General features: G+C 68.6%; 26 protein-coding genes and 1 tRNA gene. 15 read left to right on the forward strand and 12 right to left on the reverse strand.

All coding sequences use genetic code 11. The annotated features are described in order from the left end of the window. Position 1: 1 nt before the first annotated feature. Positions 2–1,345 carry a catalase gene (locus ABD156_RS45185; RefSeq protein WP_377928371.1) on the reverse strand — a complete coding sequence of 448 codons (1,344 nt, stop codon included), beginning with the start codon at positions 1,343–1,345 and terminating at the stop codon, positions 2–4. A gap of 228 nt (positions 1,346–1,573) precedes the next feature. Between ABD156_RS45185 and ABD156_RS45190 the strand changes: the two genes are divergently transcribed. From ABD156_RS45190 to ABD156_RS45205, 4 genes are all read left to right on the forward strand, one after another. Continuing rightward, complete coding sequence (locus tag ABD156_RS45190) at positions 1,574–2,161, forward strand: protoglobin domain-containing protein (protein WP_344287936.1); 588 nt, start codon at positions 1,574–1,576, stop codon at positions 2,159–2,161. After that, the gene (locus tag ABD156_RS45195) at positions 2,158–2,688 is read left to right on the forward strand and encodes a thioredoxin domain-containing protein (RefSeq protein ID WP_344287938.1); all 531 of its coding nucleotides are present in this window, start codon (positions 2,158–2,160) and stop codon (positions 2,686–2,688) included. The genes ABD156_RS45190 and ABD156_RS45195 overlap by 4 nt, the downstream gene beginning before the upstream one ends. 71 nt (positions 2,689–2,759) lie before the next feature. Then, positions 2,760–3,395 carry a carboxymuconolactone decarboxylase family protein gene (locus ABD156_RS45200; protein ID WP_344287940.1) on the forward strand — a complete coding sequence of 212 codons (636 nt, stop codon included), beginning with the start codon at positions 2,760–2,762 and terminating at the stop codon, positions 3,393–3,395. Then, positions 3,392–4,078 (forward strand): MOSC domain-containing protein, encoded by a 687-nt coding sequence (locus tag ABD156_RS45205; protein WP_344287942.1) that lies wholly within the window; start codon positions 3,392–3,394, stop codon positions 4,076–4,078. The genes ABD156_RS45200 and ABD156_RS45205 overlap by 4 nt, the downstream gene beginning before the upstream one ends. A 178-nt stretch (positions 4,079–4,256) precedes the next feature. Here the strand turns inward: ABD156_RS45205 and ABD156_RS45210 are convergent. Together ABD156_RS45210 and ABD156_RS45215 are read right to left on the reverse strand one after the other, a co-directional pair. Next, positions 4,257–4,329, reverse strand: a tRNA-Lys gene (locus ABD156_RS45210). A gap of 69 nt (positions 4,330–4,398) precedes the next feature. Continuing rightward, a complete protein-coding gene (locus tag ABD156_RS45215) occupies positions 4,399–5,487 on the reverse strand; it encodes an epoxide hydrolase family protein (protein WP_344287944.1) in 1,089 nt (362 codons plus the stop codon). A 45-nt stretch (positions 5,488–5,532) separates the two neighbouring features. Here ABD156_RS45215 and ABD156_RS45220 point away from each other — a divergent pair, with 45 nt between their 5' ends. Next, positions 5,533–6,474: a helix-turn-helix transcriptional regulator gene (locus tag ABD156_RS45220; protein ID WP_344287946.1), complete on the forward strand. Its 942-nt coding sequence runs from the start codon at positions 5,533–5,535 to the stop codon at positions 6,472–6,474. Here ABD156_RS45220 and ABD156_RS45225 read toward each other — a convergent pair whose 3' ends face one another. Then, the gene (locus tag ABD156_RS45225) at positions 6,475–6,882 is read right to left on the reverse strand and encodes an acyl-CoA thioesterase (RefSeq protein ID WP_344287948.1); all 408 of its coding nucleotides are present in this window, start codon (positions 6,880–6,882) and stop codon (positions 6,475–6,477) included. It abuts the gene before it with no gap. After that, positions 6,876–8,156 carry a hydroxyacid-oxoacid transhydrogenase gene (locus ABD156_RS45230; RefSeq protein ID WP_344287950.1) on the reverse strand — a complete coding sequence of 427 codons (1,281 nt, stop codon included), beginning with the start codon at positions 8,154–8,156 and terminating at the stop codon, positions 6,876–6,878. Before ABD156_RS45230 ends, ABD156_RS45225 begins: the two co-directional genes overlap by 7 nt. Positions 8,157–8,280: 124 nt before the next feature. On the opposite strand from ABD156_RS45230, the gene ABD156_RS45235 reads away from it, so the two are divergent. From ABD156_RS45235 to ABD156_RS45270, 8 genes are all read left to right on the forward strand, one after another. Beyond that, positions 8,281–9,924 (forward strand): thiamine pyrophosphate-dependent enzyme, encoded by a 1,644-nt coding sequence (locus ABD156_RS45235; protein WP_344287952.1) that lies wholly within the window; start codon positions 8,281–8,283, stop codon positions 9,922–9,924. A 296-nt stretch (positions 9,925–10,220) separates the two neighbouring features. Further along, complete coding sequence (locus ABD156_RS45240; RefSeq protein ID WP_344287954.1) at positions 10,221–10,496, forward strand: hypothetical protein; 276 nt, start codon at positions 10,221–10,223, stop codon at positions 10,494–10,496. Between the two features lie 211 nt (positions 10,497–10,707). Next, positions 10,708–10,911, forward strand: coding sequence for a cold-shock protein (locus ABD156_RS45245; protein WP_009071749.1), 204 nt, complete (start codon positions 10,708–10,710; stop codon positions 10,909–10,911). A gap of 179 nt (positions 10,912–11,090) precedes the next feature. Next, a complete protein-coding gene (locus tag ABD156_RS45250; protein WP_009071751.1) occupies positions 11,091–11,312 on the forward strand; it encodes a heavy-metal-associated domain-containing protein in 222 nt (73 codons plus the stop codon). Between the two features lie 144 nt (positions 11,313–11,456). After that, positions 11,457–12,512 (forward strand): ATP-NAD kinase family protein, encoded by a 1,056-nt coding sequence (locus ABD156_RS45255; RefSeq protein WP_344287959.1) that lies wholly within the window; start codon positions 11,457–11,459, stop codon positions 12,510–12,512. A gap of 91 nt (positions 12,513–12,603) precedes the next feature. Continuing rightward, on the forward strand, positions 12,604–13,992 hold the full coding sequence (locus ABD156_RS45260) for a hypothetical protein (RefSeq protein ID WP_344287961.1): 1,389 nt from the start codon (positions 12,604–12,606) through the stop codon (positions 13,990–13,992). 29 nt (positions 13,993–14,021) lie between these two features. Continuing rightward, positions 14,022–14,954: a glutamate ABC transporter substrate-binding protein gene (locus ABD156_RS45265; protein WP_344288300.1), complete on the forward strand. Its 933-nt coding sequence runs from the start codon at positions 14,022–14,024 to the stop codon at positions 14,952–14,954. A 739-nt stretch (positions 14,955–15,693) separates the two neighbouring features. Beyond that, entirely contained in the window at positions 15,694–18,153 is a 2,460-nt protein-coding gene (locus tag ABD156_RS45270) for a tetratricopeptide repeat protein (protein WP_344288301.1), read from the forward strand. A 58-nt stretch (positions 18,154–18,211) separates the two neighbouring features. Here the strand turns inward: ABD156_RS45270 and ABD156_RS45275 are convergent, their stop codons facing one another. Continuing rightward, entirely contained in the window at positions 18,212–18,790 is a 579-nt protein-coding gene (locus ABD156_RS45275; protein ID WP_344287963.1) for a PaaI family thioesterase, read from the reverse strand. Between the two features lie 204 nt (positions 18,791–18,994). Between ABD156_RS45275 and ABD156_RS45280 the strand changes: the two genes are divergently transcribed. Beyond that, a complete protein-coding gene (locus ABD156_RS45280; RefSeq protein WP_344287965.1) occupies positions 18,995–20,353 on the forward strand; it encodes an MFS transporter in 1,359 nt (452 codons plus the stop codon). Between the two features lie 352 nt (positions 20,354–20,705). Here the strand turns inward: ABD156_RS45280 and ABD156_RS45285 are convergent, their stop codons facing one another. The 5 genes from ABD156_RS45285 to ABD156_RS45305 all read right to left on the reverse strand — a co-directional run bounded on the left by ABD156_RS45285 (position 20,706) and on the right by ABD156_RS45305 (position 23,688). Next, a complete protein-coding gene (locus ABD156_RS45285) occupies positions 20,706–21,206 on the reverse strand; it encodes a hypothetical protein (protein WP_344287967.1) in 501 nt (166 codons plus the stop codon). Between the two features lie 5 nt (positions 21,207–21,211). After that, positions 21,212–21,757 (reverse strand): SigE family RNA polymerase sigma factor, encoded by a 546-nt coding sequence (locus ABD156_RS45290; RefSeq protein ID WP_344287969.1) that lies wholly within the window; start codon positions 21,755–21,757, stop codon positions 21,212–21,214. Between the two features lie 7 nt (positions 21,758–21,764). Further along, positions 21,765–22,079 carry a hypothetical protein gene (locus tag ABD156_RS45295; protein WP_344287971.1) on the reverse strand — a complete coding sequence of 105 codons (315 nt, stop codon included), beginning with the start codon at positions 22,077–22,079 and terminating at the stop codon, positions 21,765–21,767. 165 nt (positions 22,080–22,244) lie between these two features. Then, positions 22,245–23,453 carry a L,D-transpeptidase gene (locus ABD156_RS45300; protein WP_344287973.1) on the reverse strand — a complete coding sequence of 403 codons (1,209 nt, stop codon included), beginning with the start codon at positions 23,451–23,453 and terminating at the stop codon, positions 22,245–22,247. Between the two features lie 106 nt (positions 23,454–23,559). Beyond that, positions 23,560–23,688 (reverse strand): hypothetical protein, encoded by a 129-nt coding sequence (locus ABD156_RS45305; protein ID WP_344287975.1) that lies wholly within the window; start codon positions 23,686–23,688, stop codon positions 23,560–23,562. A gap of 224 nt (positions 23,689–23,912) precedes the next feature. Here ABD156_RS45305 and ABD156_RS45310 point away from each other — a divergent pair, with 224 nt between their 5' ends. Next, a complete protein-coding gene (locus tag ABD156_RS45310; protein WP_003097368.1) occupies positions 23,913–24,116 on the forward strand; it encodes a cold-shock protein in 204 nt (67 codons plus the stop codon). Positions 24,117–25,444: 1,328 nt separating this feature from the next. On the opposite strand, the gene ABD156_RS45315 is transcribed toward ABD156_RS45310, so the two are convergent. Then, positions 25,445–25,864, reverse strand: a complete 420-nt coding sequence (locus tag ABD156_RS45315; protein ID WP_344288003.1) for a hypothetical protein — start codon at positions 25,862–25,864, stop codon at positions 25,445–25,447. Positions 25,865–25,944 lie beyond the last annotated feature (80 nt).

The following is a 25,944-nucleotide window of genomic DNA, read 5'->3' on the forward strand; positions in this document are numbered from 1 at the left end:
CTCAGAGCGCGCCGATCGCCTCGCAGGACTTGCGGACTCCGGCGCCGTAAGCAGGGTCTGCCCGGCTGCAGTTCGCGATGTGCTTCTCGACGGTTTCCGTTCGCGCGCCTTTGATCGCGCGCGCGGTGTTGTCGAAGAGGGCCTGCTGTTGCGTCTCGGTCATGCTTCGGAACAGGTCGCCTGGCTGCTCGAAGTCGTCGTCCTCGCGGTAGTCGAACCGGTCGGCAACCGCGCCGGCGGCGGACGCGGGCTCGGCGTGCTGTGGCTGTTCCGTCCAGCGGCCGAAGTTGTTCGGCTCGACGCCCGGGACGCCGCCCTGGTTGCCGTCGACGCGCATGGCTCCGTCGCGGTGGTAGGTGTTCACGAGCGTGGCCGCGCGCGGATAGTTGACCGGGATCTGGTGGTGGTTGACGCCGACCCGGTAGCGGGCCGCGTCGCCGTAGGAGAACAGCCGAGCCTGCAACATTTTGTCCGGGCTGACCGAGATTCCCGGCACCAGGTTGGCCGGGGTGAACGCGGCCTGCTCGACGTCGGCGAAGTAGTTCTCCGGGTTGCGGTTCAGTTCGAGTTCGCCGACCTCGACGAGCGGGTAGTCCTTCTTGCTCCACACCTTCGTGAGGTCGAACGGGTGGAGTCGGTAGGTCGCCGCGTCCGCCTCTGGCATGAGCTGCACGTACAGCGTCCACTTAGGATAGTCGCCGCGCTCGATGGCGTCGTAGAGGTCGCGGTGGTGCGATTCGCGGTCCTGGCCGATGAGTTCGGTGGCCTGCTCGTCGGTGAGGTTCTCGATCCCTTGCTGGGTACGGAAATGGAATTTCACCCAGTGTCGCTCGCCTGCGGCGTTGATGAGGCTGAACGTGTGCGAACCAAAGCCGTGCAGGTGCCGGTAGGTCTTCGGGATGCCGCGGTCGCTCATCACGATGGTGACCTGGTGGAGCGACTCCGGCAGGTTCGTCCAGAAACCCCAGTTGTTCTCGGGATTTCGCAGGTTCGTCCGCGGGTCCCGCTTGACCGCGCGGTTCAGGTCGGGGAACTTCAGCGGGTCGCGGTGAAAGAAGACCGGCGTGTTGTTGCCGACCAGGTCCCAGTTTCCTTGTGTGGTGTAGAAGCGTGTGGCGAATCCGCGGATGTCGCGTTCGGCGTCCGCCGCGCCGCGTTCCCCGGCGACCGTGGAGAAGCGCACGAACGTCTCGCACTCGTTGCCGACTTGGCTAAAGAGTGCGGCTTTCGTGTACTGGCTGATGTCGTGCGTGACGGTGAACTTCCCGAAGGCTCCGGACCCCTTGGCGTGCATCCGCCGTTCCGGGATCACCTCGCGGTCGAAGTGGGCGAGCTTCTCCAGCAGTCAAAGGTCTTGGAGCAGCACCGGACCTCGCGGGCCGGCGGTGAGGCTGTTCTGGTTGTCGGCGACTGGTGCGCCTGCCGCGGTGGTCAACGGATCGGTGTTCTCGGCGGAGGTCATTGCTTCTCTCTCGCTCTCGGCAACGGGTAGGTAGGACTCCTAGCGATATTGTGGCATGCTGTCGATGCAGGCACAAGGAAGGCCTTGGCCCCAAGGAAGGCAGCGCATGAGATGAACGCTCCCGCCATACCCGGCTACACCCATGACGATTCAGCGCTCCCGGCGTCCCCGGTCACCGCGGAAGACCTGGAAAAACTGAAGGCGACCGTCCTTTTCGGACCGGACGACGAGGCCGCGTTGCGCACGGCCGGTGAAGTCCTCAATGGACAGATCGAGCAGGTCCTCGACGTCTGGTACGGCTTCGTGGGCTCGCATCCGCATCTGCTCGCGTACTTCTCCACGCCGTCCGGCGAGCCGATAACCGACTATCTCGACCGGGTGCGGTCGCGGTTCGGGCAGTGGATCGTCGACACCTGCACCCGCCCCTACGACGAGCGATGGCTGGCGTATCAGCAGGAAATCGCCCTGCGGCACACCGCGGAAAAGAAGAACAAGATCGACCGGGCCGACTCGGTGCCGCACATCCCGTTGCGCTACCTGATCGCGTTCGTCTACCCGATCAGCGCGACGATCCGCCCGTTCCTCACCGCGGGCGGGCACAGCGACGAGCAGGTCGAGGCGATGTTCCAGGCCTGGTTCAAATCCGTCACGCTGCAGGTCAGGCTGTGGTCGCAGCCCTATGCCAAGTCCGCGTGGTGACCGCCGCTGTCCTCGGGGAAGCGGCGGCTCCGGAATGGACGACGTCCCGGTGGTTCAACAGCGATCCGCTGACGCTGGCCGGTCTGCGCGGCCGGGTGGTCGCGTTGGAGGCGTTCCAGATGCTGTGCCCCGGTTGCGTGAGTCACGGTCTTCCGCAAGCGAGCAGGCTGGCCCGGTTCTTCGGCGATGACCTCGCCGTGGTCGGTTTGCACAGCGTTTTCGAGCACCACGAGGCGATGACGCCGACCAGTCTGGAAGCGTTCCTGTCCGAGTACAAGATCAGGTTCCCGGTCGGCGTCGACGCGCACCGCGAAGGTGATCCGACACCGATCACCTTCGGCCGGTACGGAATGCGGGGCACGCCGTCCCTGGTGCTCATCGACCGCGACGGCAACCTCCGAGGCCACTATTTCGGCGCGGTCGAAGACCTGGAACTCGCGACCGCCGTAACCCGGCTGATCGACGAAACGCCCGTTGACACGGCCGCCCCGGACGCCGTCTGCACGGTTGACGGGACCTGCACCTGACGTTCGCACTCCCTCAACACACTCACGAAACAACTCCACCTCTGACAGGAGCACCAACCCCGATGTCCCGAGTGACCTTGATCGACCCCCAGGACGCCACCGGCGAAGCGAAGTCCCTCTTATCCGAAATCACCGCGGCATTCGGCGCCACCCCGGCCATGTTCAAGGCCGTCGCCAATTCCTCCGCCGCGCTCAAGATGATGTGGGCCGGCTTCGGCGCCCTCGGCGGCGGACGGCTGGGCGCCAAGCTCGGAGAGCAGATCGCGGTGCTGGTCGCCGACCGCAACGGCTGCGAGTACTGCCTGGCGGCCCACACCGCACTCGGCCGGAAAGCCGGAGTCTCCGCCGAGCACATGAGTCACGCCCAGGCCGGCCACTCCGCCGATCCGCGCACCGACGCCGCGCTCGGTTTCGCGGCCAAGCTGGTGGAAAACCGCGCCCACGTAACCGATTCTGACGTGGAAACCCTTCGCAAGGCGGGCTTCGACGACGAAGAGATCGTGGAGCTGGTAGCGCACGTCGCGCTCAACCTCTTCACCAACTACCTCAACGTCGCGCTGTCGGTCCCCATCGACTTCCCGAAGGTCGCGCTGCGCAAGCCAACTGATCCGAAGCGGGCGGCAGGTCGACGGCCTGCCGCCCCGCTCCGGTGCCCCCGAGAGGAGTTACCCGTGCTTTTTCACCCGCGGCCAGAGGGAAAGCGATGAACGGCGGCCACATCGCAGTAGTCTCCGCCGGCGTCGTGCGCCCGATGTCCTGGCGCGGCCGCACAGTGCTGTCCGGAATCCAGAAAACCCCGGTGCACGGTCCAGTCGACGTCGGACCGCTCGGCCTGGCACACGACGAACAAGGCGACCGCAAACACCACGGCGGTCCGGACAAGGCAGTTCTCCTTTATCCAGGCGAGCATTACCAGGCCTGGGCCGGAGTTCTGGGCACTGTCGCCCCGCCGGCGTTCGGCGAAAACCTCACTACCGCGGAGATGCTGGAAGACAACGTCGTGGTGGGCTCGATCTACCTCGTCGGCACCGTCGCGCTGCAGGTAACCCAGCCGCGCCGCCCGTGCTACCGGCTCGCCGCCCACCACAGCCTTCCGGACCTCGCCGTCCAAATCCAACGCACCGGCCGAACCGGCCTCTACTGCCGGGTCGCGAGACCAGGCCGCCTGACCGCAGGCGACCGACTCGACCTGGTCCTTCGCCCGGCACACGGAATCACCGTCGCCGAAGTGCACCGCGTGCTCAACATCGACCGCACCGACCGCGCCGCCGCCGAACATCTCCTCAACCATCCCGAGGCGCTGCCCGCTTCCTGGGCGACACTGCTGCGCAAACGCCTCGACGGACACCTAGACGACCAATCGACTCGTTTGTACGGCGGTCGGGATTAGGCGTCTTGGCTCGATGTCTGCTGTCGCCCGCTCCGGGACCCGGACAACGCCTTGCGGGCGATCCGCGATGGCCTTGGAGGGGGTGCTGGATAATCCGTCCGCCCCCAAAACCGGAGATAAACCGGGGAGCCGATCTTGACCGCAGGTCCGAGACAAGCCGCTGACCTGGAAGTTTGAGTGGGCCGCCTGGGGCTCGAACCCAGAACCTACGGATTAAAAGTCCGCAGCTCTACCAATTGAGCTAACGGCCCGCGCGCTCAGTCTAGCGGGCGCCACCCGGCCACTCGCCGGGGTGGGTGCCCACCCCGGCACGCCCACCCTCATCGCATAGACCGGACCTGCGTCACGAACCGAGCAAGATCCGCTGCGTAAGCCTCCGGCTGGTCCATCGCGATGAAGTGGTGCCCGGCCGGATTATCGACCGGCCAGTGCACGATCTCCGACTCCCGAGCGGCCAGCCGCCGGATCCCCGGCACTCCGCTGTACACCCCGGTCGGTGCCTCCTTCTGGCCCCGCGGCCAGGCGAAACCGGTGCTCGAGTAGAACGACCACGACGACGTCCCGAAGGTCTCGGTGAACCAGTACACGCTCAGGTTCGTCAGGAACCCGTCCAGCATCTCGTCCAGGGGCCGGCCGCCACCGCCGAACTCGTGGAACTTCTGTGCCATCCAAGCCAGCGCGCCCACGGGGGAGTCGTTCCATCCGTAAGCGAACGTCTGCGGCGCGGCCCGCAGCAGCGAGTGGTGGTCGACGCCATTCATCCAGTCTTGCGACATCATCTCGGCGAACGCGGCACGCTCCGCCGAGTCCAGCTCACCTAAGTCGCCTTCACCAGGAATCCCCAGGCCAGCGGTGATGTAGACGCCCAGCACCGGACCGACCCGTGCGACTTCTGGGGCCACGTAGGCACCGAGGTCGCCGCCTTGGACGACGTAGTCGCGGTAGCCCAGGCGGCGCATCAGTTCGGCCCACGCGCGGGCCACGCGGGCGGTGTCCCAGCCGGTGCCGGGGGCGGAGGAGAAGCCGAAACCGGGCAGCGAAGGGACGACGACGTGGAAGTCCGACAGGTGCTCGATCAGATCAGCGAACTCGACGAAGGAGTTCGGCCAGCCGTGCGTCAGCAACAGCGGCGTGGCATCCGAAACAGAAGAAGGGACGTGCAGGAAGTGCAGGTCGACCCCGTCGATTTCGGTCTGGAACTGCGGGAATTCGTTCAACCGGGCCTCGTGGGCGCGCCAGTCGTAGCCGGTCGCCCAGTAGGACGCGACCTCGCGCAGCCAGTCGGTCGGCACGCCGCGGTCCCAGCCTTCGCCGGGCAGTGGCGCCGGCCAGCGGGTCTGGGTGAGCCGGGCGCGCAGGTCGGCGAGGGCGGCGTCGGAGATGTCGATGCGGAACGGGCGAATGTTCATGGCGAGAACGCTAGAGGCCATGTAGGTCAGATATGGTCCTAGATCATGAGTGCGGCGCGATTACTGCAGTTGCTGTCCTTGTTGCAGACGCCGAGGCAGTGGCCGGGCAGTGAGCTGGCGGAGCGGCTGGGTGTCGAGGGGCGCACGGTTCGCCGGGACATCGAGCGGTTGCGCGAGCTGGGGTATCCGGTCGAGGCGACGATGGGTGCGGAGGGCGGATATCGCCTGGTCGCGGGCAGTGCGATGCCGCCGTTGCTGCTCGACGACGAGGAGGCGGTCGCGATCGCGGTCGGGTTGCGGATGGCGTCGGGACACGCGGTGACGGGGATTGACGAGGCGTCGGTGCGGGCGCTGACCAAGCTGGAGAGGGTCTTGCCGTCCCGATTGAGGCGCAGGGTGAGCGTGCTGAGCAAGGCGACGGTGCCGCTGCCGGTGAACGACGGGCCGCGCGTGGATCCGGAGTCGCTCACGGTCCTCGCGACGGCGATCGCCAACCGCGAGCGGCTGCGGTTCGATTACCTCGCCAAAGAGGCGACGAAAAGGCTGGTCGAGCCGCATCATCTGGTGTCGTCCGGTCGTCGCTGGTACCTGCTGGCGTTCGACACCGACCGGGACGACTGGCGGGTCTTTCGCGTCGACCGCATCGAAAAACCAAGACCAATCGGGACCCGGTTCACCGCAAGAGATCTGCCCGCGGAGGACCCGGCGGCGTACGTGACCAAGAAGCTGCACACCTCCCGCCCGACCCATCGCGCGGTGGTCACCGTGCACGCGCCGGCGGACGAGGTGGCGCGGATTTGGGGCGCGGCAAGCGAAGTGACCGCGGTGGACGATCGCACCTGCCGCGTCGTCAGCCCGGCCGACACTCTGGAGTGGCTGGCGTTCCGGCTGACCAGCCTCGGCCGCGAGTTCGAGGTGCACGAGCCGCCGGAGCTGATGGAGCACCTGCGCGAACTCGGCGGCCGGGCGCTGCGCGCGGCCAAATGATCAAACAGCCAGCCCCGCCAACGATTCCCGCAACTTCCCAGTCACCTCGACCGGCCGCCGGGACTCGCGATCCACGAACACGTGCACGAAATGCCCCTCCGCCACCAAAGTCTCAGAGGCCGAGTACATCCCGATCTCGTACCGCACACTCGATCGCCCGAGGTGCGCCACCCGCAGTCCGATCCGCAGAGCGTCCGGGAACGAAACCGAGGCGTGGTAAGCACAACGCGATTCCACGCACAGCCCGATCACCGGCCCGGACTCGATGTCGAGGCCGCCGCGTTCGATCAGCCAGGTGTTGATGACGGTGTCCATCAGCGAGTAGTGCACGACGTTGTTCACGTGCCCGTAGACGTCGTTGTCCTTCCACCGCAACGGAACCGTCTGCCAATGCGGGTAGTTCACCACAGCTGCACCGAGTCGCGCAGAATCCCGGCCAGGTCCTTTTCGGACGGTGTGCGCGGCGCGGTGGCCAGCAACCGTTGCTGCTTCAGCGTTCCCTCCACGAGAGAGTCCACATCGGACTCGCGATAGCCGACCGCGCCGATTCCGGCGGGCAGGCCGATCTCGCGCATCAGCATGGTCAGCACGGCGGGCAGGTGATCTGCGAAGTCGCCGGACCACTCGAAATCCGGGGCCAGTAGCCGGGCGACGCGCTGGTGGCGTTCCGGGTTCGCGGCGAAGGTGAACCGGAACGCGGCGGGCGCGGTGAGCGAGACGGCCATGCCGTGCGGCACCATCGCTTCGTCTCCGGGATAGCCGTCGGGGTGGAAATCCCGGACCTGCCCGGCGATCGGGTACGCGTTGGCGTGCGGGATGTGCACGCCGGCGTTGCCGAAGCCGAGCCCGGCGAACGTCGCGGCCAGCGCCATCGCCTCGCGCGCGGCCAGATCGTCGCCGTCGCGCACCGCGGCGGGCAGTGCCCACGACAGCAGCTGCAGCGACTTCTCCGCGAACATGTCCGCCAGCGGATTCGACCCGCAGTACGGCACCCGCTCCTCCGGCCGCTTCCGGCCGAACTCGGTGTAGGGCTTGGCGGTGTAGCTCTCCGCGGCGTGGCACAGGATGTCCATCCCGCTCGCCGCGGTGACCCCGGCGGGCTGGCTGACGGTGAGCCGCGGGTCCACGACCGCCAGCGTCGGGCGCAGCCGCAGGTGGCTGATCCCGCTCTTCACCCGCAGCGACAGCACGTCCAGCACGCACACCGTGGTGCTCTCCGACCCGGTACCGGTCGTCGTCGGCACCGCGACCAGCGGCTTCAGCGGATTCGCCGGGGCGCGGCCGCCGCCGACCGGCGCGTTGACGTAGTCCATCAGCTCGCCGTCGTTGCTGGTCAGCAGGTTGGCGGCCTTCGCGGTGTCGATGCTGGAGCCGCCGCCGACCGCCACGAACGCGTCGTACGGGCCGGTGCCGCGCGCGAAGTCCACGGCCTTCTGCATGCTGACGTCGGTGGGCTCGACGTGTACGCCGTCGAACGTCTCGGCCGCGATCCCGTAGCCGCGGATGCCCTCGGCGATCCGCTCGGGCCAGCCGGTCGCCGCGACGACCGGGTCGGTGACGACGAGCACTCTGCGCGCGCCGAACTGGGCAAGATCGTATCCGATTTCGTCGCTCGAGCCGGTTCCGTATTTGAGCGCCGGAGCCCCATAAGTGAAAACAGTCTCATGTTCGGCGGATGTCACGACGGCGTCCTCCCAACTGGTGGGCAGCGCGATCCGGCAATCGGCACAATCCCGCGGCGAGTTGTTCAAGATCACTTGACGCCGGTTCACGGTGCCGCCCTAAGCTCTCCTCATTAGATACCAAGTGGGAACCACCGTCGCGCAAACGGCCGTACGCGTCTTGAACGAGGCCCGGGTTCGCCGGGTGTACGCGGTCGTCGGCGAGTCGTTCCTGGAATTGCTCGACGCGCTCCGCCGCGAGCGCGACGTCACGCTCGTTTCGGCCCGCCACGATTCGGGCGCCGCCTTCATGGCCGAGGCCGAAGGCAAGCTCACCGAACGCCCCGCCGTGCTGCTCTCCAGCCGCGGTCCGAGCGCCGCCGCGCTGGTCATGGGCGTGCAGACGGCGTATCAGGACGAGACGCCGATGGTCGTGCTGCTCGAAACCCCCGCGCTCGACCCGGTGCTCACCGGCGAGGTGCCGGCGTCCGATTCGACCGGGATGTTCGAAACGATCGCCAAATGGGTCGTCCGCGCGGACGACCCGGACGACGTGCCGCATCTTCTTGCCGAAGGTCTCGCCCGCTGCCGCGAAGGACGGCCGGGTCCGGTCGTCATCGGCGTGCCCAGCGACGCCTGGGGCGTGCCGTACGACTCGGCCAAACCGGTGGCGAAGGTTCGCCCGCCGGCCACCGGAACGCTGGGCCGTTCGGCTGAAGCTGTCGCCGGTCTGGTGGACGAAGCGCGCTACCCGGTGGTCATCGTCGGCGGCCGCGCGCGGTCGGCGCGGGACGAGCTGATCGCGGTGGCGGACGAGCTGGCGCTCCCGGTGTACAACGCTTTCCGCCGCCAGGACGCGTTCCCGGAGAACCACGCGCGCTACGCCGGGCACCTCGGTCTCGGCATCCCCGCGCGCCAGCTCGACGCGCTCGAACGGGCCGACCTCGTGCTCGCGCTCGGCACTCAGCTCGACGAAGTCACGACGCAGGGCTTCCGCTATCCGACACCGCAGCAGACGCTTGTCCTTGTCGGCACTGGCATCGACGAACAGCGCCGCCGCGGCCTGACGTTCCGTGTGGACACTGAGGTCGAGCCGTTCCTGAAGGAGCTGCGCGCGATCGCTTCGCCGCGTACGCGCAGAGCGTCGGCCGCGAACGCCGCCGTGCACACCTTCATGACACCGCCGAACACAAGCAACAACACGCGCGTACATCCGGTCGACGTCGTGCGCGCGCTGCGAAAGCTCGCGCCGGAGGACACCATCGTCACAAGTGACGCTGGCAACTTCGCGCAGTTCATGCACCGCTACTGGTGCTTCACCGCTCCGCGCAGCCAGCTCGGTCCGAGCAACGCTGCGATGGGGTACGCGGTCCCCGCGGCAGTAGCGGCGAAGCTCGCCGAGCCGCGGCGAGCTGTGGTCGCGATGGTCGGCGACGCGGGCACGCTCATGACAGGGCAAGAGATCGAGACCGCTGTGCGTTACCGCGCGCCGGTGATGGTGGTCGTGTTCCAGAACGGCCTGCACGGCCCCCTCGCGATGCATCAGGCGCGTACGCACGGACGGCTGTCCGGAGTAACCATCCCGCTGACGGACTTCGCGTCGTGGGCGCGCGGGCTCGGCGCGGCGGGGTACACGGTGGACGATCGCGAGCGGCTGGAGCCGATCATCGCGAGCGCGCTCGTCCGGCAGCGGCCGTGTGTGATCGACGTGCGCACGGACCCGGACGTCGTTACTCCGGACGTGCGGCTCAGCACGCTTCTCGGAGCCCCGCGACCGTCCGGGACCTGAAATCTTCCTGAGAACACAGGGAAACGCCGGGAATGTTCGGTAGCTGCCGGGGGTTGGCTCAGGTAGCCTGACGGTGTTCCCGGGGTTCGGCATCCGGACCCGGTTCGCTCGGCCAGGTTCGGCCGGCGTTCGGTTGGGGAAATTCCCGGGTGGACACGCTCCCCGGCTCGGTTCGCGGCCAATCGGCGCGTTTCAGGGGTGGGGACAACCGGTTTCGGCCGGATTTTGTCGGTGCCGGATGGCACCATCGCGGTCATCCCCCGCTTGGCGCGGGGAAGGAACGAGGGGAGTTCGTCATGGCCGACGAAAAGGACGGGAAATCCCGTACCGCCGCGGCGACGGCTCGCGGCCGGGCCCGGTCCGCGCGGGCCGGTGCGCTGGTGTCCGTCGTGCGCGAGGAGCCGGAGCACGGCGCGGTCGCCGAGGTGCCCGAGCAGACCCGGTCCGGAGTGGTTCCGGTGCTGTTCAGCGCCAGTGCGGAGGCGCACGACGTCGCCGTGGTCGCGTCCGACCAGGGCACTGACTGGCGCTCGCCGTTCGGCGCGCCGCTTCGCCAGGCCAGCGGGGAGTGACCCGGCGGCGCGAACTGGGGTGAGTCGGCTTGTCCGGGCCCGCTCCGCTGTGCTTTACTTTCGGTGGTCTCGATTTTTGTGTTCGTGGTAAAGCACGCTCGCAGAACTCAGCGGGCGTGATCTTCCTCTTCGGGGAACACATCTCGCCCGTGTCTGGGCCCAGGACGTCGGTCGGCTTCCTGTTTTGGTGTTATGTATGGAGATTGTTTAGATGACTGAGGGCACCGTGAAGTGGTTCAACTCCGAGAAGGGGTTCGGCTTCATCACTCCCGACAACGGCGGCGGCGACGTCTTCGTGCACTACAGCGAGATCCAGGGCAACGGTTTCCGTACCCTCGAGGAGAACGCTCGCGTGCAGTTCGAGATCGGCCAGGGCCAGAAGGGCCCGCAGGCCACGTCGGTCAGCCTGATCTGACCTGCGTCTAATCGCTAAGTCGCCACCACTCCCGGTTCCGGGGGTGGTGGCTTCTTTCGTCTCCGGGCCCGAGCTGTCTCACCATGCGGATCCTGTTGCCCGCCAAGGCTTTCTGTGCCTGACCGGCCATTGTGGATCACCCGATCGTGGCCAGTCCGCGGGCTCGTAGGCTCCCGGACATGAGCGAAAACACTTATCTCGTCACCGGGATGTCCTGCGGCCACTGCGCGCAGTCGGTCACCGAAGAACTCACCGAGGTGCCCGGGGTCGAGAACGTGACCGTGGACGTCGAAACCGGACACGTGACGGTCCGCAGCGCCGAAGCCCTCGACGAGACGGCTGTCCGCGCCGCCGTCGAGGAAGCCGGGTACACCTACGAAGGGCTTGCTTCTCTCGTTTGAACGATGGGTAGCCACGCGGGAACCCAGGGTAGGCTCTGGCCGGCGTGGAGGCACGGTGCGATGCAACGTCCGTGCAACCCTTTCCTCCGCGCGGCCGGACGTGTGTGCTGGCCCCCTGGCGGCAGCAGACTTGGGGGGTGCCCGATGGGGGCAGTCGTTGCGGGGATAGTGGCGAACCCTGCCTCCGGACAGGACATCCGAAGACTCGTCACGCAGGCGTCGGCCGTCCCGGTCGAGGAGAAGGCCAACCTGGTGCGCCGGCTGCTGTCGGCGTTCGCGGTGACCGGCGTCGAACGCGTGCTGCTCTCCACTGATCTCGGCGGCATCTCCGCCGCCGTGCTGCGCGACCTCGGCCGCGACCCGCTGCCCGCGGTCGAGTTCTGCGACGAGGACACGCTCACCGGCACCGCGCAGGACACCGTCAACGCGGTGCGCCGGATGGTCGACGCCGGGGCCGGCGTGATCGTGTGCCTCGGCGGCGACGGCACCGCCCGGGTCGCCGCGAAGGCCTGCGGCGACGTGCCGCTGCTCGCGCTGCCGACTGGTACAAACAACGCGTTCCCGCAGGCCGGCGAGGCCACGGTGGCCGGGTTGGCCGCCGGGATGGTCGCGAGCGGCCAGGTCGACGCGGACCTCGTGACCCAGCGGGTCAGCATGCTCGAGGTCGTCACGAAGAACCGCCGCGAGATCGCGTTGGTGGACGTCGCGGTCTCGATGAACAAACACGTCGGCGCGAAGGCGCTCTGGGATCCCACCGCGCTCACCGAGCTTTACTGCACCTTCGCCGAGCCGGACGGCATTGGCCTGTCGAGCATCGCCGGACAGCTGTGTCCGAGTTCTCGTTCGAGCGCGGATGGCGTAGCGCTACAGCTTGGTCCAGTCGAGAGCTCCGCGTACGTGGTGCACGCCGCCATCGCGCCCGGCGTGGTGCGTCCAGTCGGCGTACGCGGCTGGGGAGTGCTGCGTCCCGGCGTACGCGTCGACCTTGCCGCAGGTGGCGGCGTTATCGCGGTAGACGGAGAACGCGAGCTGGAGTTGAAGAACGGCGAAGGCGCGTACGTCGAACTACGCGCAGACGGCCCATGGTGCGTCGACGTACGCGCGGCAATGGCCGAAGCAGCAACCCAGGGGTTGCTGCGCAGCACCGCTACAAGCGGAACCGGCGAGAAAGGCCGAAGCCACGGTCGCTGCGCTGGCTGAGATCACGTGCAGGTGACACCTTCCGGGTGTCGTTCGCTGCGACTTGCCCGACCGGCTACCTTCTGCGAGTGGCACACGGGGAGGATCGGGGATGAGCAGCACTGCGACGCGGCCGGAAACGACTGCCGAGCCCCCACCGGAGGAATTTCGGGGCCGCAGCGGAATCGCCGGGCTGCTGGACCTGCCCGGCCAGGCGGTGCGAGCGGTCGTCAGATCGACGACCACCACGCCCGGCAAGCTGTCGCTGATCGCGGTCGCGCTGGTGGTGCTGTCGCTGGTGGCCGGGCTCGTCGGCGTGTTGTCCGTGAAGGACAAGGACAACACGATCAACGGCCTGATCGACCACCGCGAACCGCTCGCGGCGGCCGCGCAGCAGGTGTTCCGCTCGCTGTCGGACGCGGACGCCACCGCGGCCAGCGCTTTCCTTTCCGTCGGCACTGAACCGCCCGCGCTGCGGAAGCGGTACGAGCAGGACATCGCCGAAGCGGGATCCGCGCTCGCCCGCGCGGCGTCGGACACCACTGACGTCGGCAACGCCGCCAACCAGGTGGACATCCTCAACCAGAAGGTTCCGGTCTACACCGGGATCGTCGAGACCGCGCGGGCGAACAACCGGCAGGGTTTCCCGTCCGGCGCTTCGTATCTGCGCGAGGCTTCGCAGCTGATGCGCTCGACGATCCTGCCCGCCGCGGACTCGCTCTACAAAGCGCACACCCAGAAGCTTTCCGACGAGCAGGACAGCAGCAGCGACGTGCCGTGGGCAGCGGTCGCGCTGGTCCTCGCCGCGCTCGCGGCGCTGGTGGTCGCGCAGATCTACTTGACCCGCCGGACAAACCGCGTGCTGAACATCGGTCTGCTCGTGGCCACCGGCTGCATGGTGCTGTCGCTGCTGTGGGGCGCGGTCGCGCTCGTCGTGCAGGGCAGTCTCGTCGCGACCGGGCGCACCGACGGCACGTCGCAGGTCGACATCCTGGTGCGCGCCCGGATCTACGCGCTGCAGGCACGCGCGGACGAAACCCTCACGCTGGTCGCGCGCGGCGACGGCGGTGCGTACGAGCAGCAGTTCATCAAGCTGGCCGAGAATCTCGTCGGCGCGGACGGCAAGGGCGGCCTGCTCGGCCAGGCGCGCGACCTCGCGTCCGGCACCGCGGGGGAGAAGAAGATCGAAGCCGCGGAACAAGCCGCGCGCGAATGGTCGCTGGCCCACCTTCAGGTGCGCCGCCTCGACGACGGCGGGCAGTACCAGGAGGCGGTGGACTTCGCGACGAGCGTGAGCCCGAACAGCGCCGCCGCCGCGTTCGCCCGGCTCGACACGAACCTCCAGGCCGCGATCGACGTCTGCCGTCAGGAATTCCTCGACAGCACCAGATCCGGCGACAACGCGCTCACCGCGCTCGCGGCGGGCGTAGGCGTGCTGTCGGTGCTCGCGGCGGGCGGCGTGACAGTCGGCGTGCGAGAGAGATTGAGGGAGTACAGGTGATCCGGTCGCGGCACTTCGTCCGGACTGCCGTGCTCGCGGTGGTCGCGGTTCTCGCCGCCGCCTGCGGGACGGCGGACCAGCCGATGGAGGCCGCGCCGGTCACCGACGCGGCCTGGCCGACCCCGGCGGGCGTCGGCGGCCCCGACGCCGCGGCCGGCGGCGACTCCGACACCAGCTGCAACCCGCTGGCCAGCCTCGCGCCGAATGGTCTGGACACCTCCGGGCCGAGCCTGCAGAAGATCAAGGAGCGCGGGAAGCTCATCGCGGGCGTCGACCAGACGACGTACCTCTTCGGTTTCCGGAATCCGAAGACCGGCAAGCTCGAAGGCTTCGACATCGACCTGGTCAACGAGATCGCCAAAGCGATTTTCGGCTCCGACGGGCACGTGCAGTACCGGGCGATCACGTCCTCGCAGCGCGAGACGGTGCTCAAGGAACACCAGGTCGACGTGGTGGTCCGGACCTACAGCATCACCTGCGCCCGCCGCAAGCAGGTGCAGTTCTCGTCGGTGTACTACGTGGCCGGGCAGAAGATCCTGGTGCCGAAGTCGTCGAACGCGCAGTCGCTGTCCGACCTCGCCGGGAAACGCGTGTGCGCGGCGGCGAAGTCGACCTCGCTCGCGAAGATCGCCACCGACCCGGCCAAACCGGTCGCGGTGTCGGTGCCGAACTGGTCGGACTGCCTGGTGATGCTGCAGCAGGGCCAGGTCGACGCGGTCTCCACGGACGACACGATCCTGGCCGGCATGGCCGCGCAGGACCCGACGGTGAAGGTCGCGGGCGACCCGATGACGCAGGAGAATTACGGCGTCGGGATCCCGAAGGACGAGGAGGATCTGGTCCGCTTCGTGAACGCGGTGCTGGACAAGATCCGCGGCGACGGCACCTGGGCCAGCAGTTACCAGAACTGGGTCGGCGCGCGGCTGGGGCTGGCGAACCCGCCGTCCCCGCAATACGGCTGACCGGCCGGTCTTGCGGCGCGGGCGCCGCGCAAGTTGTACTTTTTGAGCGGCAGGTTTGCCGCGGGGAGCTCGGGAGGTAGTTGTGTCGGAGGAGGCGCGCCGTCCTCGGCACGCAGCACCGGAGGGGGACGGCGACCAGGCGAAAGCCGCGGACCAGCCGTCCGGGCGAGGCGAGGCGGCCGACGCTTCGTGGACTCCGCCGCCGCCGGTGCGCTGGGACACCCCGGAACCGTCGGTGTCCGGGCGGCTCAACCCGCAGCCGGATCCCGACGCCGAGACGTTGATCAACGCTCCGGTGCAGCGGCCGCAGGGCGGGCAGCCCGGTCAGCAGCAGCGGGGGCCGTCCGGTCCCGGGGCTCAGCAGGGGCAGGCACAGCAGCAAGGACAGCCCGGTCAACAGGGTCAGGCAGGACAGCCCGCGCAGCCAGGGCAGTCGGCTCAGGCCCCGCAGCCGGGCCAGGCAGGTCAGCCGCCGTGGACGCAGGGCCGTCCGGCTCCACGCGGCGGCCAGCCGATGCCGCCGCAGGGCCGCCCGCCGACGCAAGGCCAGCCGTACCCGGCCGCCGCGTCCGGGCAGCCCGCTCCGCCGTCCCAGGGCCAGCCGTATCCGCCGCAGTCGCGCACCGGACAGCGACCGGTCCCGCCGAACCGGCCGCAGCAGGCTCAGCCGCCCCAGGGCGGGCGTCCGCCCCGTTCGCCGGAGAACCGCGCCGCCGGCCCGAACTCCGGCCCGATCCCGATGGGCGCCGCGGCTCAGGCGCAGCGTCCGGTCGAGGGCGGGGAAGCCCCCACGCGTCCGCCGGGCGACCTCGCGCCGGTGATCCTGCCGCAGTCCAACCAGCCGGTCGCCCCGGTCGACCCGGCCGCGCCGATGCCGACCAGCGTGCTGGCCAGCCCGACGCCGCACACCCAGAGCATCATGCCGCCGGCGCCGCGGGTGGCCCCCGCCGACGGCGGCCCGCTGCCCGATCACGGCACGGACAGCGTCCTGCCCTCCGGCGGCAGCGAAGGCCACGGCACCGGCACCCACGGTTCGCAGGGCTCGCAAGGCACCGGAACCGGAACCGGCTCGTTCCCCGGCACCTCGCGGCGCACCGGCTCGCGCGGCACCCGCCGGTCCCGGCGTGGACGACTCGGCGCGGGTCTCATCGACGTGCCGCCGGTGCCGTACCGCGATCCGTCGACCGCGGTACTGGCGAACCCGGTGGTGGCCGAGGACAAGCGGTTCTGCGGCAACTGCAGCGCGAAGGTCGGCCGAGGCAAGGACGGCCAGCCGGGCGAGCCCGAGGGCACCTGCGAGAAGTGCGGCACGTCGTTCTCGTTCATCGCGAAGCTGAAGGCGCACGAGGTCGTCGGCGGCCAGTACGAGGTGCTCGGCGCGCTCGCCTACGGCGGTCTCGGCTGGATTTACCTGGCCAAGGACCACAACGTGTCCGATCGCTGGGTCGTGCTGAAGGGCCTCATCGACACCGGCGACTCCACCGCGATGGCCGCCGCGGCGAACGAGCAGCGGTTCCTCGCCGAGGTCGAGCACCCGAACATCGTCAAGATCCACAACTTCGTGCAGCATCCGGACGCGCAGACCGGCAACTCCGTCGGCTACATCGTCATGGAGTACGTCGGCGGCCAGTCGCTGCGCGAGCTCGCGCTGCAGCACCACCGCGAGAGCAACCGGCCGGAGCCGCTGCCGATCGGCCAGGTCATCGCGTACGGCCTGGAAATCCTGCCCGCGCTCGGCTACCTGCACGGCCAGGGCCTGCTGTACTGCGATCTCAAGCCGGACAACGTCATCCAGACCCGCGAGCAGCTCAAGCTGATCGACCTCGGCGCGGTGCGGCGGCTCGACGACTACGAGAGCCCGCTGTTTTTCACCACCGGCTACAGCGCGCCCGAGCTGGCGTCGCACGGTGCTTCGGTGTCCTCGGACCTGTACACGGTCGGCCGGACGCTGGCTGTGCTGAGCTTCGAGTTCGCTGGCTACACGCGGGAGTTCAAGAACACGCTGCCCGGGCCTGACGCGGTGCCGTTGTTCGCGCTTTTCGGGTCGTACTACCGGTTCCTGAAGCGCGCTACGCATGCTGATCCGGATCGGCGGTTCATCGCCGCTGATGACATGGCTGATCAGTTGACCGGTGTGTTGCGCGAGATCATGGCGCTGGGGACTGGGCAGCCTCGGCCGGCCGCGTCGACGGTGTTCGGGCCGGAGAGCCGGACTTTCGGCGTTCATCTGGTGGTGCCTGAGCAGGGCGAGCGGGTGCCGTTGCCGGATGCCGCCGAGGTTGTTGCCGGGCTGCCGATTCCGCAGGTGGACACGGACGACCCGGCCGCCGGTGTGCTTGCTACGACGACTGCGCTGGATCCGCACGAGGCGATTGAGGCTCTTGCGACCGCGCCGCGTGAGTCGATTGAGGTGCGGCTGCGGATCGTGCGGGCTCGGATCGAGCTGGGCGAGTTCGTGGAGGCGCAGCGGCAACTGCAGGCCGCGCAGTATTTGGCGATCCGGCACGGGTTTCCGCATGACTGGCGGATTGACTGGTATCGCGGGTTGATCGAGCTGGCCGGTGGTCGGCCGCGCGTCGCGCACGTGGCGTTCGACGCGGTTTACGACGATCTGCCCGGCGAGATCGCGCCGAAGCTGGCGTTGGCGGTTAGTGCTGAGGGCGTTGGGGATTACTTCGGTGCCGCGCGGTTCTACGAGCTGGTGTGGCGGACTGACCGGACGTATGTGAGTGCTGCGTTCGGGCTTGCTCGGGTGTACCTGGCGCAGGGGGCACGGGAGAGTGCGGTCGAGGTGCTGGAAGGGGTTCCGGCTACTTCTACGCATTACGTGGATGCGCAGGTCGCGGCGATCAAGATCAAGACTCGGGCGCAGGGCACCGGCACCGGCGAACACCCGACTGTCACCGAGGGCGACCTGGTCGACGCGTCGGGTCGGTTGCAGCGGCTGAACCTTGACGCCGAACGGCACACGCGGCTCAGCGCGGAGGTCCTTGAAGCGGCGTATGACTGGCTCAAGGTGCCGAACCAGACGAAGCCGGTCACGACGGCGAAGGTGCTCGGCTGCGAACTGGAGGAGCGCGACGTCCGATTCGGACTGGAGCGCTGCTACCGGTCGCTGGCTCGGCTCACCGACAACACGACCGACCGGATCGCGCTGGTGGACCGCGCGAACGCCATCCGTCCTCGCACCCTCACCTGACCGTCCGTGAAGGGCTCCTTGAGGGAATCTAAGTCCCTCAAGGAGCCCTTCACGGACCTCAGGGGTTGATGTCCCACTCGCGCTTGTTGCGGCGGTGCTGCTCGGCGAGCTTCTCCAACGCCTGTGGGTCGCCGTGGGTGCTGAAGTGCTCGAACCCCACCGCGATGAACACTGCCCGGGCATTCACCGCGACCGGTCCGTCGGCGGCGTCCAGGTGCCCGTCCGCGCTCACGTAGATCTTCCGGCCGGCGACCCCGTCCAGCCGCGCCTCGATGTACAACGTGGACCCGACCGGCACCGGGCGACGGAAGTCCGTCTCGAGCTTTCCCGTCACCGCGGGCCGGTGCAGCAGGTTTCCGACCGTCGAGCCGAGTGCCTCGTCGAAGGCGCACGCCAGCAGGCCGCCGTGCGCGAGCCCAGGCGCGCCCTGATGCGCGGACGTCACGGTGAACTTCGAGTGCACCGTGTAACCCTCGGCGATGGCTGATTTCAGGTGCAGGCCGCCGTCTACCTCGTCGCCGCAGCCGAAGCATTCGGCGAAGTGGGCGCCTAGCTCAGTGCCGGGCGCGGGGGCCTTCGGGTGGATCTCCGGCGGCTCCACCGGCACGGGCGGCCACGGGCCGGAAACAGGACTCATGGGACGACGTTAACCCGGCGGAAGGACCCGTCGGCACCCGCCCTGACCGGCGCGGGCCCATTTCCTCAGCGCAGGGTAGTCGGAAAATTCCGCACGGTAGAAATTTCGCGACTCACCCTGCCAGCTTGGTTCAACGGGTCAAGACTGGGGAAATGTGCTCCAACGGATGGACCGGGACGTGTGCAGGAGGAGGTCACCGCCGGGATGAGTGAGCCAAAGACGGGGAAACCCGAGGTCGATCAGAGAACAGTCAAACGCGCGGTGATCGCGTCCGCGATGGGTAATGCGACCGAGTGGTACGACTACGGCGTATTCACCTCCGGCGCGATCGCGACGAGTATCGGAACACTGTTCTTCCCCGGCGAGGGCAACGCGGTGCTGAAATCGCTTGCCCTGCTGGCCGTCGGCTTCATCGTACGGCCGTTCGGCGGAGCGTTCTTCGGCCCGTTGGGGGACAAGCTCGGCAGGCAGAAAGTTCTCGCCCTCACCATTTTGCTGATGTCCGGCTGCACCTTCCTGGTCGGCGTGCTGCCGACGTATTCAGGCGGGTACAGCATGGGCATCGCGGCGCCGATCGCGATCTTGTTGCTGCGGCTCATCCAGGGCTTCTCGACCGGCGGCGAGTACGGCGGCGCGGCGACGTTCATCGCGGAATACGCGCCGACGAAACGGCGTGGTTTCTTCGGTTCCTTCCTGGAGATGGGCACCCTGGCCGGCTACGTGCTCGGCAACTCGGTCGTGCTGATCACTTACCTGTCGCTGTCGACCGAGCAGTTCGACTCGTGGGGCTGGCGGATCCCGTTCTTCATCGCGCTTCCGATCGGTGCGATCGGGCTCTACCTGCGGTCGAAGCTCGAGGACACGCCGGAGTTCCGCAGGCTCGAGGCGGCGGGCGAAAAGGCGGAGAAGGCTCCGCTCAAGGAGACCATCCAGCGCAACTGGCGGATGATCCTGAACCTGATCGGCATCGTGCTGCTGCTGAACATCGCCGACTACATGCTCCTCACGACGATGCCGACGTATTTCACCGACACTCTGCACATCGGCGACACCGAGTCCAGCCTGATCATCATCGGCGTGGAGATCGTGCAGTTCGCGCTGCTGATCCCGCTCGGTTCGCTGTCCGACCGGATCGGCCGGAAACCCTTGCTGCTCACCGCGGCCATCGGGTTCATCGTGCTGAGCTGGCCCAGCATCAAGCTGATGCAGAGCGGCAGCCTCCTGTGGCTGATCGTCGGCTTCCTGGTCGTGGCGATCCTGCTGGCGCTGATGCTGGCGGTCATCGGCTCGACGTTCCCGGCGATGTTCCCGACGCGGGTGCGCTACGGCTCGTTCGCCATCGGCTACAACATCTCGACGTCGCTGTTCGGCGGCACCTGCGGCGTGGTCGTCACGGCGTTGATCGGCAGCACCGGCAACGCGGACTGGCCGGCGTACTACTTGATCATCGCGGCCCTCATCGCGCTGGTCCCGATCATCAAGATCCCGGAGACGGCGCGGGTGCCGATCGAGGAGATCGACACCGCGGACACCGGCGGCAAGCTCGCCGGCGCCAGCAAGTGAGCTGCTGAGCCCATACGAAAACCGCCCTCCGTCCATTGAGGACAGAGGGCGGTTTTCTGTTTAAAGTCAGCTGTTCTGCGTCGCCTCGACCGCCTGCGGAGCGAAGCGCTTACGGGCCCAAGCTGCCAGGCCACCGGCGACCACGACGGCAACAACGGTTTCGATCATCAGTGCAACGAGCACCATGGTGCTTCCTCCTCAGGTTCTCGGGCCGGCCAATCCTGTGCCGGCTGAGCGACTGGTTCGACGGCCGCTCCGGCCGCCACTGAGAACATCGCCCCGAAAGCCCGGGATATTTCGTCGAAAACCCACTTGATCTGGTGACGTCCGCCACTCTTGCCGCGATTGCGTTTCAGCCGGAGGTCGGGCTGGGTAACGACGCGGTTCCCGCAGGTGAACGCAGGGATGCGGGAGCCCGTTCGCTCGTGGTCGGATGCGCCCGCGGCGGTTGCGCCGGCCGAGACGTTCCCGCCCGCTGACCGGTCGGTTCCGTCGGCGGCGGCTTGTCCGGCGAGCCCGGGCTCACCTCCGGACCGGGCGCGGGCGCCTGCAGCGGGTCCGTCGAGGTCTTCATCGGCCCGGCCGGACTGGACGGCGCTGGCGAGACGGTGGCGAGTCCCGGCCCGGCGGGCATCACCGGCGGCTGCTCGGTCCCGCGGCTGCCCACCGCGAGACCGGCCACCACGATCACCGCGACCGTCGCGGCGGAACTGCCCGCGACCGCCCAGCGCTTGCGCTTCCGGCGGATAGCGGCACCTCGCACGATCACGTCGGCGGCGTCGACCTGCATCGGCGGGCCGTCCGGCGCCTGCGCGAACAAGGCGCGCACAGCTTCGGTGTCGTCGGAATCCATCTCGTTCACCTCCTTCCCGGGACAGGCAGTGCCTCGAAATGCGGGCCCAGCCGGGTCCGCAAGGTGGCCAGACCGCGCGCGGCCTGGCTTTTCACAGTGCCAGTCCGGCAGCCGAGCGCCGCGGCGGTCTCCTCGACGGACAGGTCTTCGAAGTACCGCAGCACCAGCACCGCGCGCTGGCGCGGGGCCAACGCGGCGAGTGCCTGCTGGATCAGCTGGTCGTGCTCAGTCTCGGCGGCAGGGGCCGGGACGTCGGGTGGTGCGTCGGTGAGCCGCTCCCGTTTCCAGCGGCTGCGGCGGTTTTCCGCGAGGAAAGTGCGCAGCACGATTTTGCGCGCGTAAGCGTCGAGCGCGTCGTGCCGGGCCAGCCGCGGCCAGGCGAGGTACAGCTTGAGCAGCGCCGCCTGTGCGAGATCCTCGGCCCGGTGCCAATCCCCGCAAAGCAGGTAAGCCGTGGACCGCAGGCTGTGCGCGCGCTCGCCGAAGTACCGGGCGAACTCGCCGTCCCACGGCGAGCTCGGCCCGGACGCCGGACTGGAGCGGGAGGGCACCGGGTGATCAGCCCCAGACCGAGGGCAGGTGCAGGTCGCCGGTCGGGCCCGCGGGCACGGCGGTCGGGACGCGCTTGCCGGCGGCCTTCGGCGGCTGGCCCGGGGTGGCGACCCGCGGGGCACCCGGGGCCGGGGCGGCGGTGGTCTGACGGTCCGTGGGCGCCGGGGCGGGCGCGGCGGTGGGCCGCTCGGCCGGGGCGGTCTTCGTCGGGGCCGGCTGCGCCGACGGCGGGGCGTCCGCGGCGAAAGCGACCGCGCCGCCGGTCAGCGCGCCTCCGGCGAGCAGCAGCGAACCGATGGCGAGAGCGAAGCGAACACGCACGAGTTTCCTCCTGGTTCCACGAGCGCCGGGTGGCGCTTGTCTGCTCTAGTCATGCGGCCGGCGCTCGCCGGGGTTGCATCGGGTTTTCTTTTCTCGCCGGACACGCGAACGGCCGGGAGCGTTCGAGAGCTCCCGGCCGTCCGGTGGTGCTTGTTCGGTTCTCGGTTACGCGGACAGCGCCGACAGCTTGGTCCACGACGCCCAGTCGTAGGTCCAGTCGTTGTAGTCGCCGTCCTTCGCGCCCAGCTGCTGGGTGCTGCCGGAGATCTCCACCGGGTCGCCGGGCAGGACGCTGTCGTAGTAGATCTTCGCGTTCGCCGGCGACAGGTTGAGGCAGCCGTGCGAGATGTTCTTCTTGCCCTGCGCCCAGATCGACCCCGCGAGACCGTGGATGAACTCGCCGTTGTTGGAGATCCGGACCGCCCACGGCACGTTCACGTCGGTGTAGTTGTAGCGCGGGTTGCTCATCGAGTACGTCGCGTGCTTCGACATCACCACGTGCGTGCCGCTGTGCGTGACGCGGCCCGGGTCGGAGTCGAGGCCGTAGCTCACCGGGAAGTCCATGACCTGCTGGCCGTCGCGGACGACCTGCATGGTGTGTTCCTGGGTGTTGCCCTTGACGATCTGCGAGCGGCCGATGGTGAAGCTCGCGGAGACGTCCTGCTTGCCGTAGACGCCGTCGCCCATCGAAACGCCGTAGATGTTGGCCGAGACGACGACCTTCGTGTTCGGCTTGAAGTACTCCTTCGGCCGCCAGTGCACCGAGGTGTCGCCGTTGAGCCACGCCCAGGCGCCCTCGGTCTTCGGCGTGGTTTCCACCGACAGCGCGCGCTCGACGGAGGCCTTGTCCTTGACCGCGCTCGGGAACGTGAGCGCGATCGGCATCGCGATGCCGTAGGTCTGCCCGTCGCCGACGTTCAGGCTGCCCTGCATCTGGCGGCGCGGCTTGACCGTGGTGAACGAGCCGTTGATCTGGACCTGCTTGCCGTCCTCGCCGGTGGCCTGGCCGGACCAGGTGTAAGTCTTGCCGTAGCCGAGGTCTTCGGTGCTGCTCCAGCTCTTCTTGTCCGGCGAGGGCTGTCCCTGCACCTGTTTGCCGTCGGCGTTGGTGAGCGTGACGGCCCCGATGGTGCCGTTGGCGACGGTCACCTTCGCCGGTTGGCCAGGCGCCACGTCGCCCGCCCCGGAAGCCGGCGTGATCGCCACGGCCGCCGCTTTCGCGGGCGTGGCGGGCGCCTCGGTAGGCCCGCCGCCCGCGGTCCCGCCCGCGTTCACGCTCGACCCGCCGCCGCTGCACGCCCCGAGCGTGAGCGCGGCGACCAAGCCCAGCACCGCGACGCCGGCCCGGCGGCGTGCGAAGTGTCGGATTGTCACACCGATCCCCAATCTCCCCTTGGTACCCCGAACACCCAGACGTCCCGAGATGCCTTCACGTTCACCGGAAAAGGGGTGACCAGCATCACACTGCACCGAGTGACCATTACGGAGGCGGCTCGATCGACCGCGCACTGTGCATCACCGAACTGCGCTGGGTGTACTGGATCAGAGTAGCCGCGAGGTCCGACAGCGGTGCGTAGGCGGCGATACGACGTTCCGGTGATGCGCGCACGATGGAACCGATCCTTGCGATCAACGGGGTTCAGATTTGGTGAGATCCCGGTAGGCTGCTGACCAGGCCGTCGTTTTGCGTGTTCGTGGCTTCACACTCGCGGAACTTCTGACGCGAGCCGTGGGGCCGTAAAAGCTCTTCGCTCGTCTCGTTGGAACCGCCCGGGACGGCCTGGGTGCCGCTTCGGTGGCATTCGAAGCGGATCTGTTACGAGGAGTACAGCGGTGGCGCAAGGCACTGTGAAGTGGTTCAACGCGGAGAAGGGCTTCGGCTTCATCGCGCAGGACGGCGGCGAAGGCGACGTTTTCGTGCACTACTCGGAGATCGAGGGACGCGGCTTCCGCACCCTCGAGGAGAACCAGCGAGTGGAGTTCGAGGTCGGCCAGGGGCAGAAGGGCCCGCAGGCCCAGAAGGTCCGCGCGATCTGAGTCAGGCCCGCGCGTTTTCTCAGGCCTGAAAGAAGGGCCCCGACGGGATTTCCCGTCGGGGCCTTTTTTCATTGCGGGTTCCGTTGTGGGGAATGTTTGAGGCGACGGTTACCGCGGTTGATCGTGGGCTGATCGCGGGCCGATCGTCGGCCGATCGTGGGCTGCGGTTCGGTCGGCCGGGGCTTGGCGGCTTGAGTCTGGCCCGGGGTGGGATGGGCCACTGGCTTGCTCGGGGTCGCGTTGGCCCGGTGTTGTTGCTGGGCGACGGTTCGGTGGTCGCCGGTTGGGGTCTTGGGGTGAGCGCCGGTCCGGGGTGCGCCACGGCTTGCTCGGGTCGGGCGGGCAGCGGGCTGCCTGGGTTCGGCTTGGGTTCGGCGAGCGTGGCTGGGGTTGGTTCGGCTGCGGCTCGGGGTGCGCGGCTGGGGTTGGTTCGGTTGGGGTTCGGGGTGCGCGGCTGGGGTTGGTTCAACTGGGGCTCGGAGAGCGTGGCTGAAGCCTGGTTCGGCGGGTTCGGTGCGGGCGGATGTCGACGGGTCTGGGCACGGATGGGCGACGCCGGATCGGTTGGTTGCTTCGACTGTGAGTGGGTGCGGCCGAGTTGACTCGATCGGGTGGCCGAGGGGCGGTGACAGGCGGGAGGCTTGGGCTGATTGCCGGGTTTGGCGGCTGGGCTGAGGGCCGAGGTCAGTCGCCCGGACCGGAGTCGGCTCCGTGAGCCGGTCGCCCTAGCTGGCGGCCGGAGCCGGCTGCCCGAATCGGCTGCCCTGGTCGGTCGCCCTAGTCGGCGGCTGGAGTCGGCTGCCTGAGTTGGCGGCTGGAGTCGGCTGCCCGAGTCGGCGACTGGAGTCGGTTGCGCGAGTCGCGGCTGGAGTTGGCTGCCGGAGTCCAGTTGCGCGGGCTGGCTGCGCGCCTTGCTCAACGCGCTGCCGTGATGCCCAGCCGCGCTGTGTCGCCGCCGCGGCACTTCGCGCACGTCGCGTCTGCGCCGCGCCGCGCTGCCGGGCTGGGGCGGCGCTGCGCTGTCGGACTGCGGTTGCGCTGCGCTGTCGGACTGGGGTTGAGCCGGGCCGGGCTGCGGTTGCGCCGCACTGTCGGGTCGAGCCGCAGCCCTGCGTCCCCTCACCGCGGGCCCGCGCCTGCTCGCGAGCCGTGCGCCGCCGGCGGTGAACTATCAGCCGGCCCGTCCGTTTCGCGCCAAGGCCAAGTCGTCGGCAAGGAGAATCCGCGAGCGTCCCACCCACCGGGAAGCCGGCTGTCCAGCGGCCCGGAAAAGGGAAAACCCCCGGCCGTCGGGGGAAGCCGGGGGTTTTCGTTCAGGGGGGCGGGGATCAGCGCCCGACGAGGGGCTGCTCGAAGGTCTCCGCCGGGAAGTGGAACTCGTCGGTCATCGCGTCGGAGTGGCGGCGCTCCTGGGCGGAGGACGCCTGGCCCTCCCACGAGAGGCGCTCCAGGATCCATTCCTGCGCCAGGGCCTGCGGGGTCAGGTTCCGGGCGACGGCGATGTCCTTGAGCTGCTGGCTGGCGATGAGGTTCATGCGCAGCTGATAGACCTGCGCGTCGCCGAAGCGGCTGCCGGTTCCGGTGCTCTCCGGGTCGGAGTCCGGGGCGAGCGCGGCGAGGTAGCTGGTGAGCTCCTTGTCCTCGACGACTTCGTCGCCGGCGGCCTTGGCGGCATTGCGATGCCGCCCGCTCGAGACGGCTTTGAGATTCGTGCGGCTGCTGAGGCGGCCGAGGGAGGGAAGAGGCACGCGGTCACGATAACGGTTGGGTCTCGGCAAAGAAACCACTGTGAGCCACGACACACGCATTTCCGTGCTCGGCCAGCCCT

Source organism: Amycolatopsis albidoflavus (assembly GCF_039525725.1).
Classification (GTDB): Bacteria; Actinomycetota; Actinomycetes; order Mycobacteriales; family Pseudonocardiaceae; genus Amycolatopsis; species Amycolatopsis albidoflava.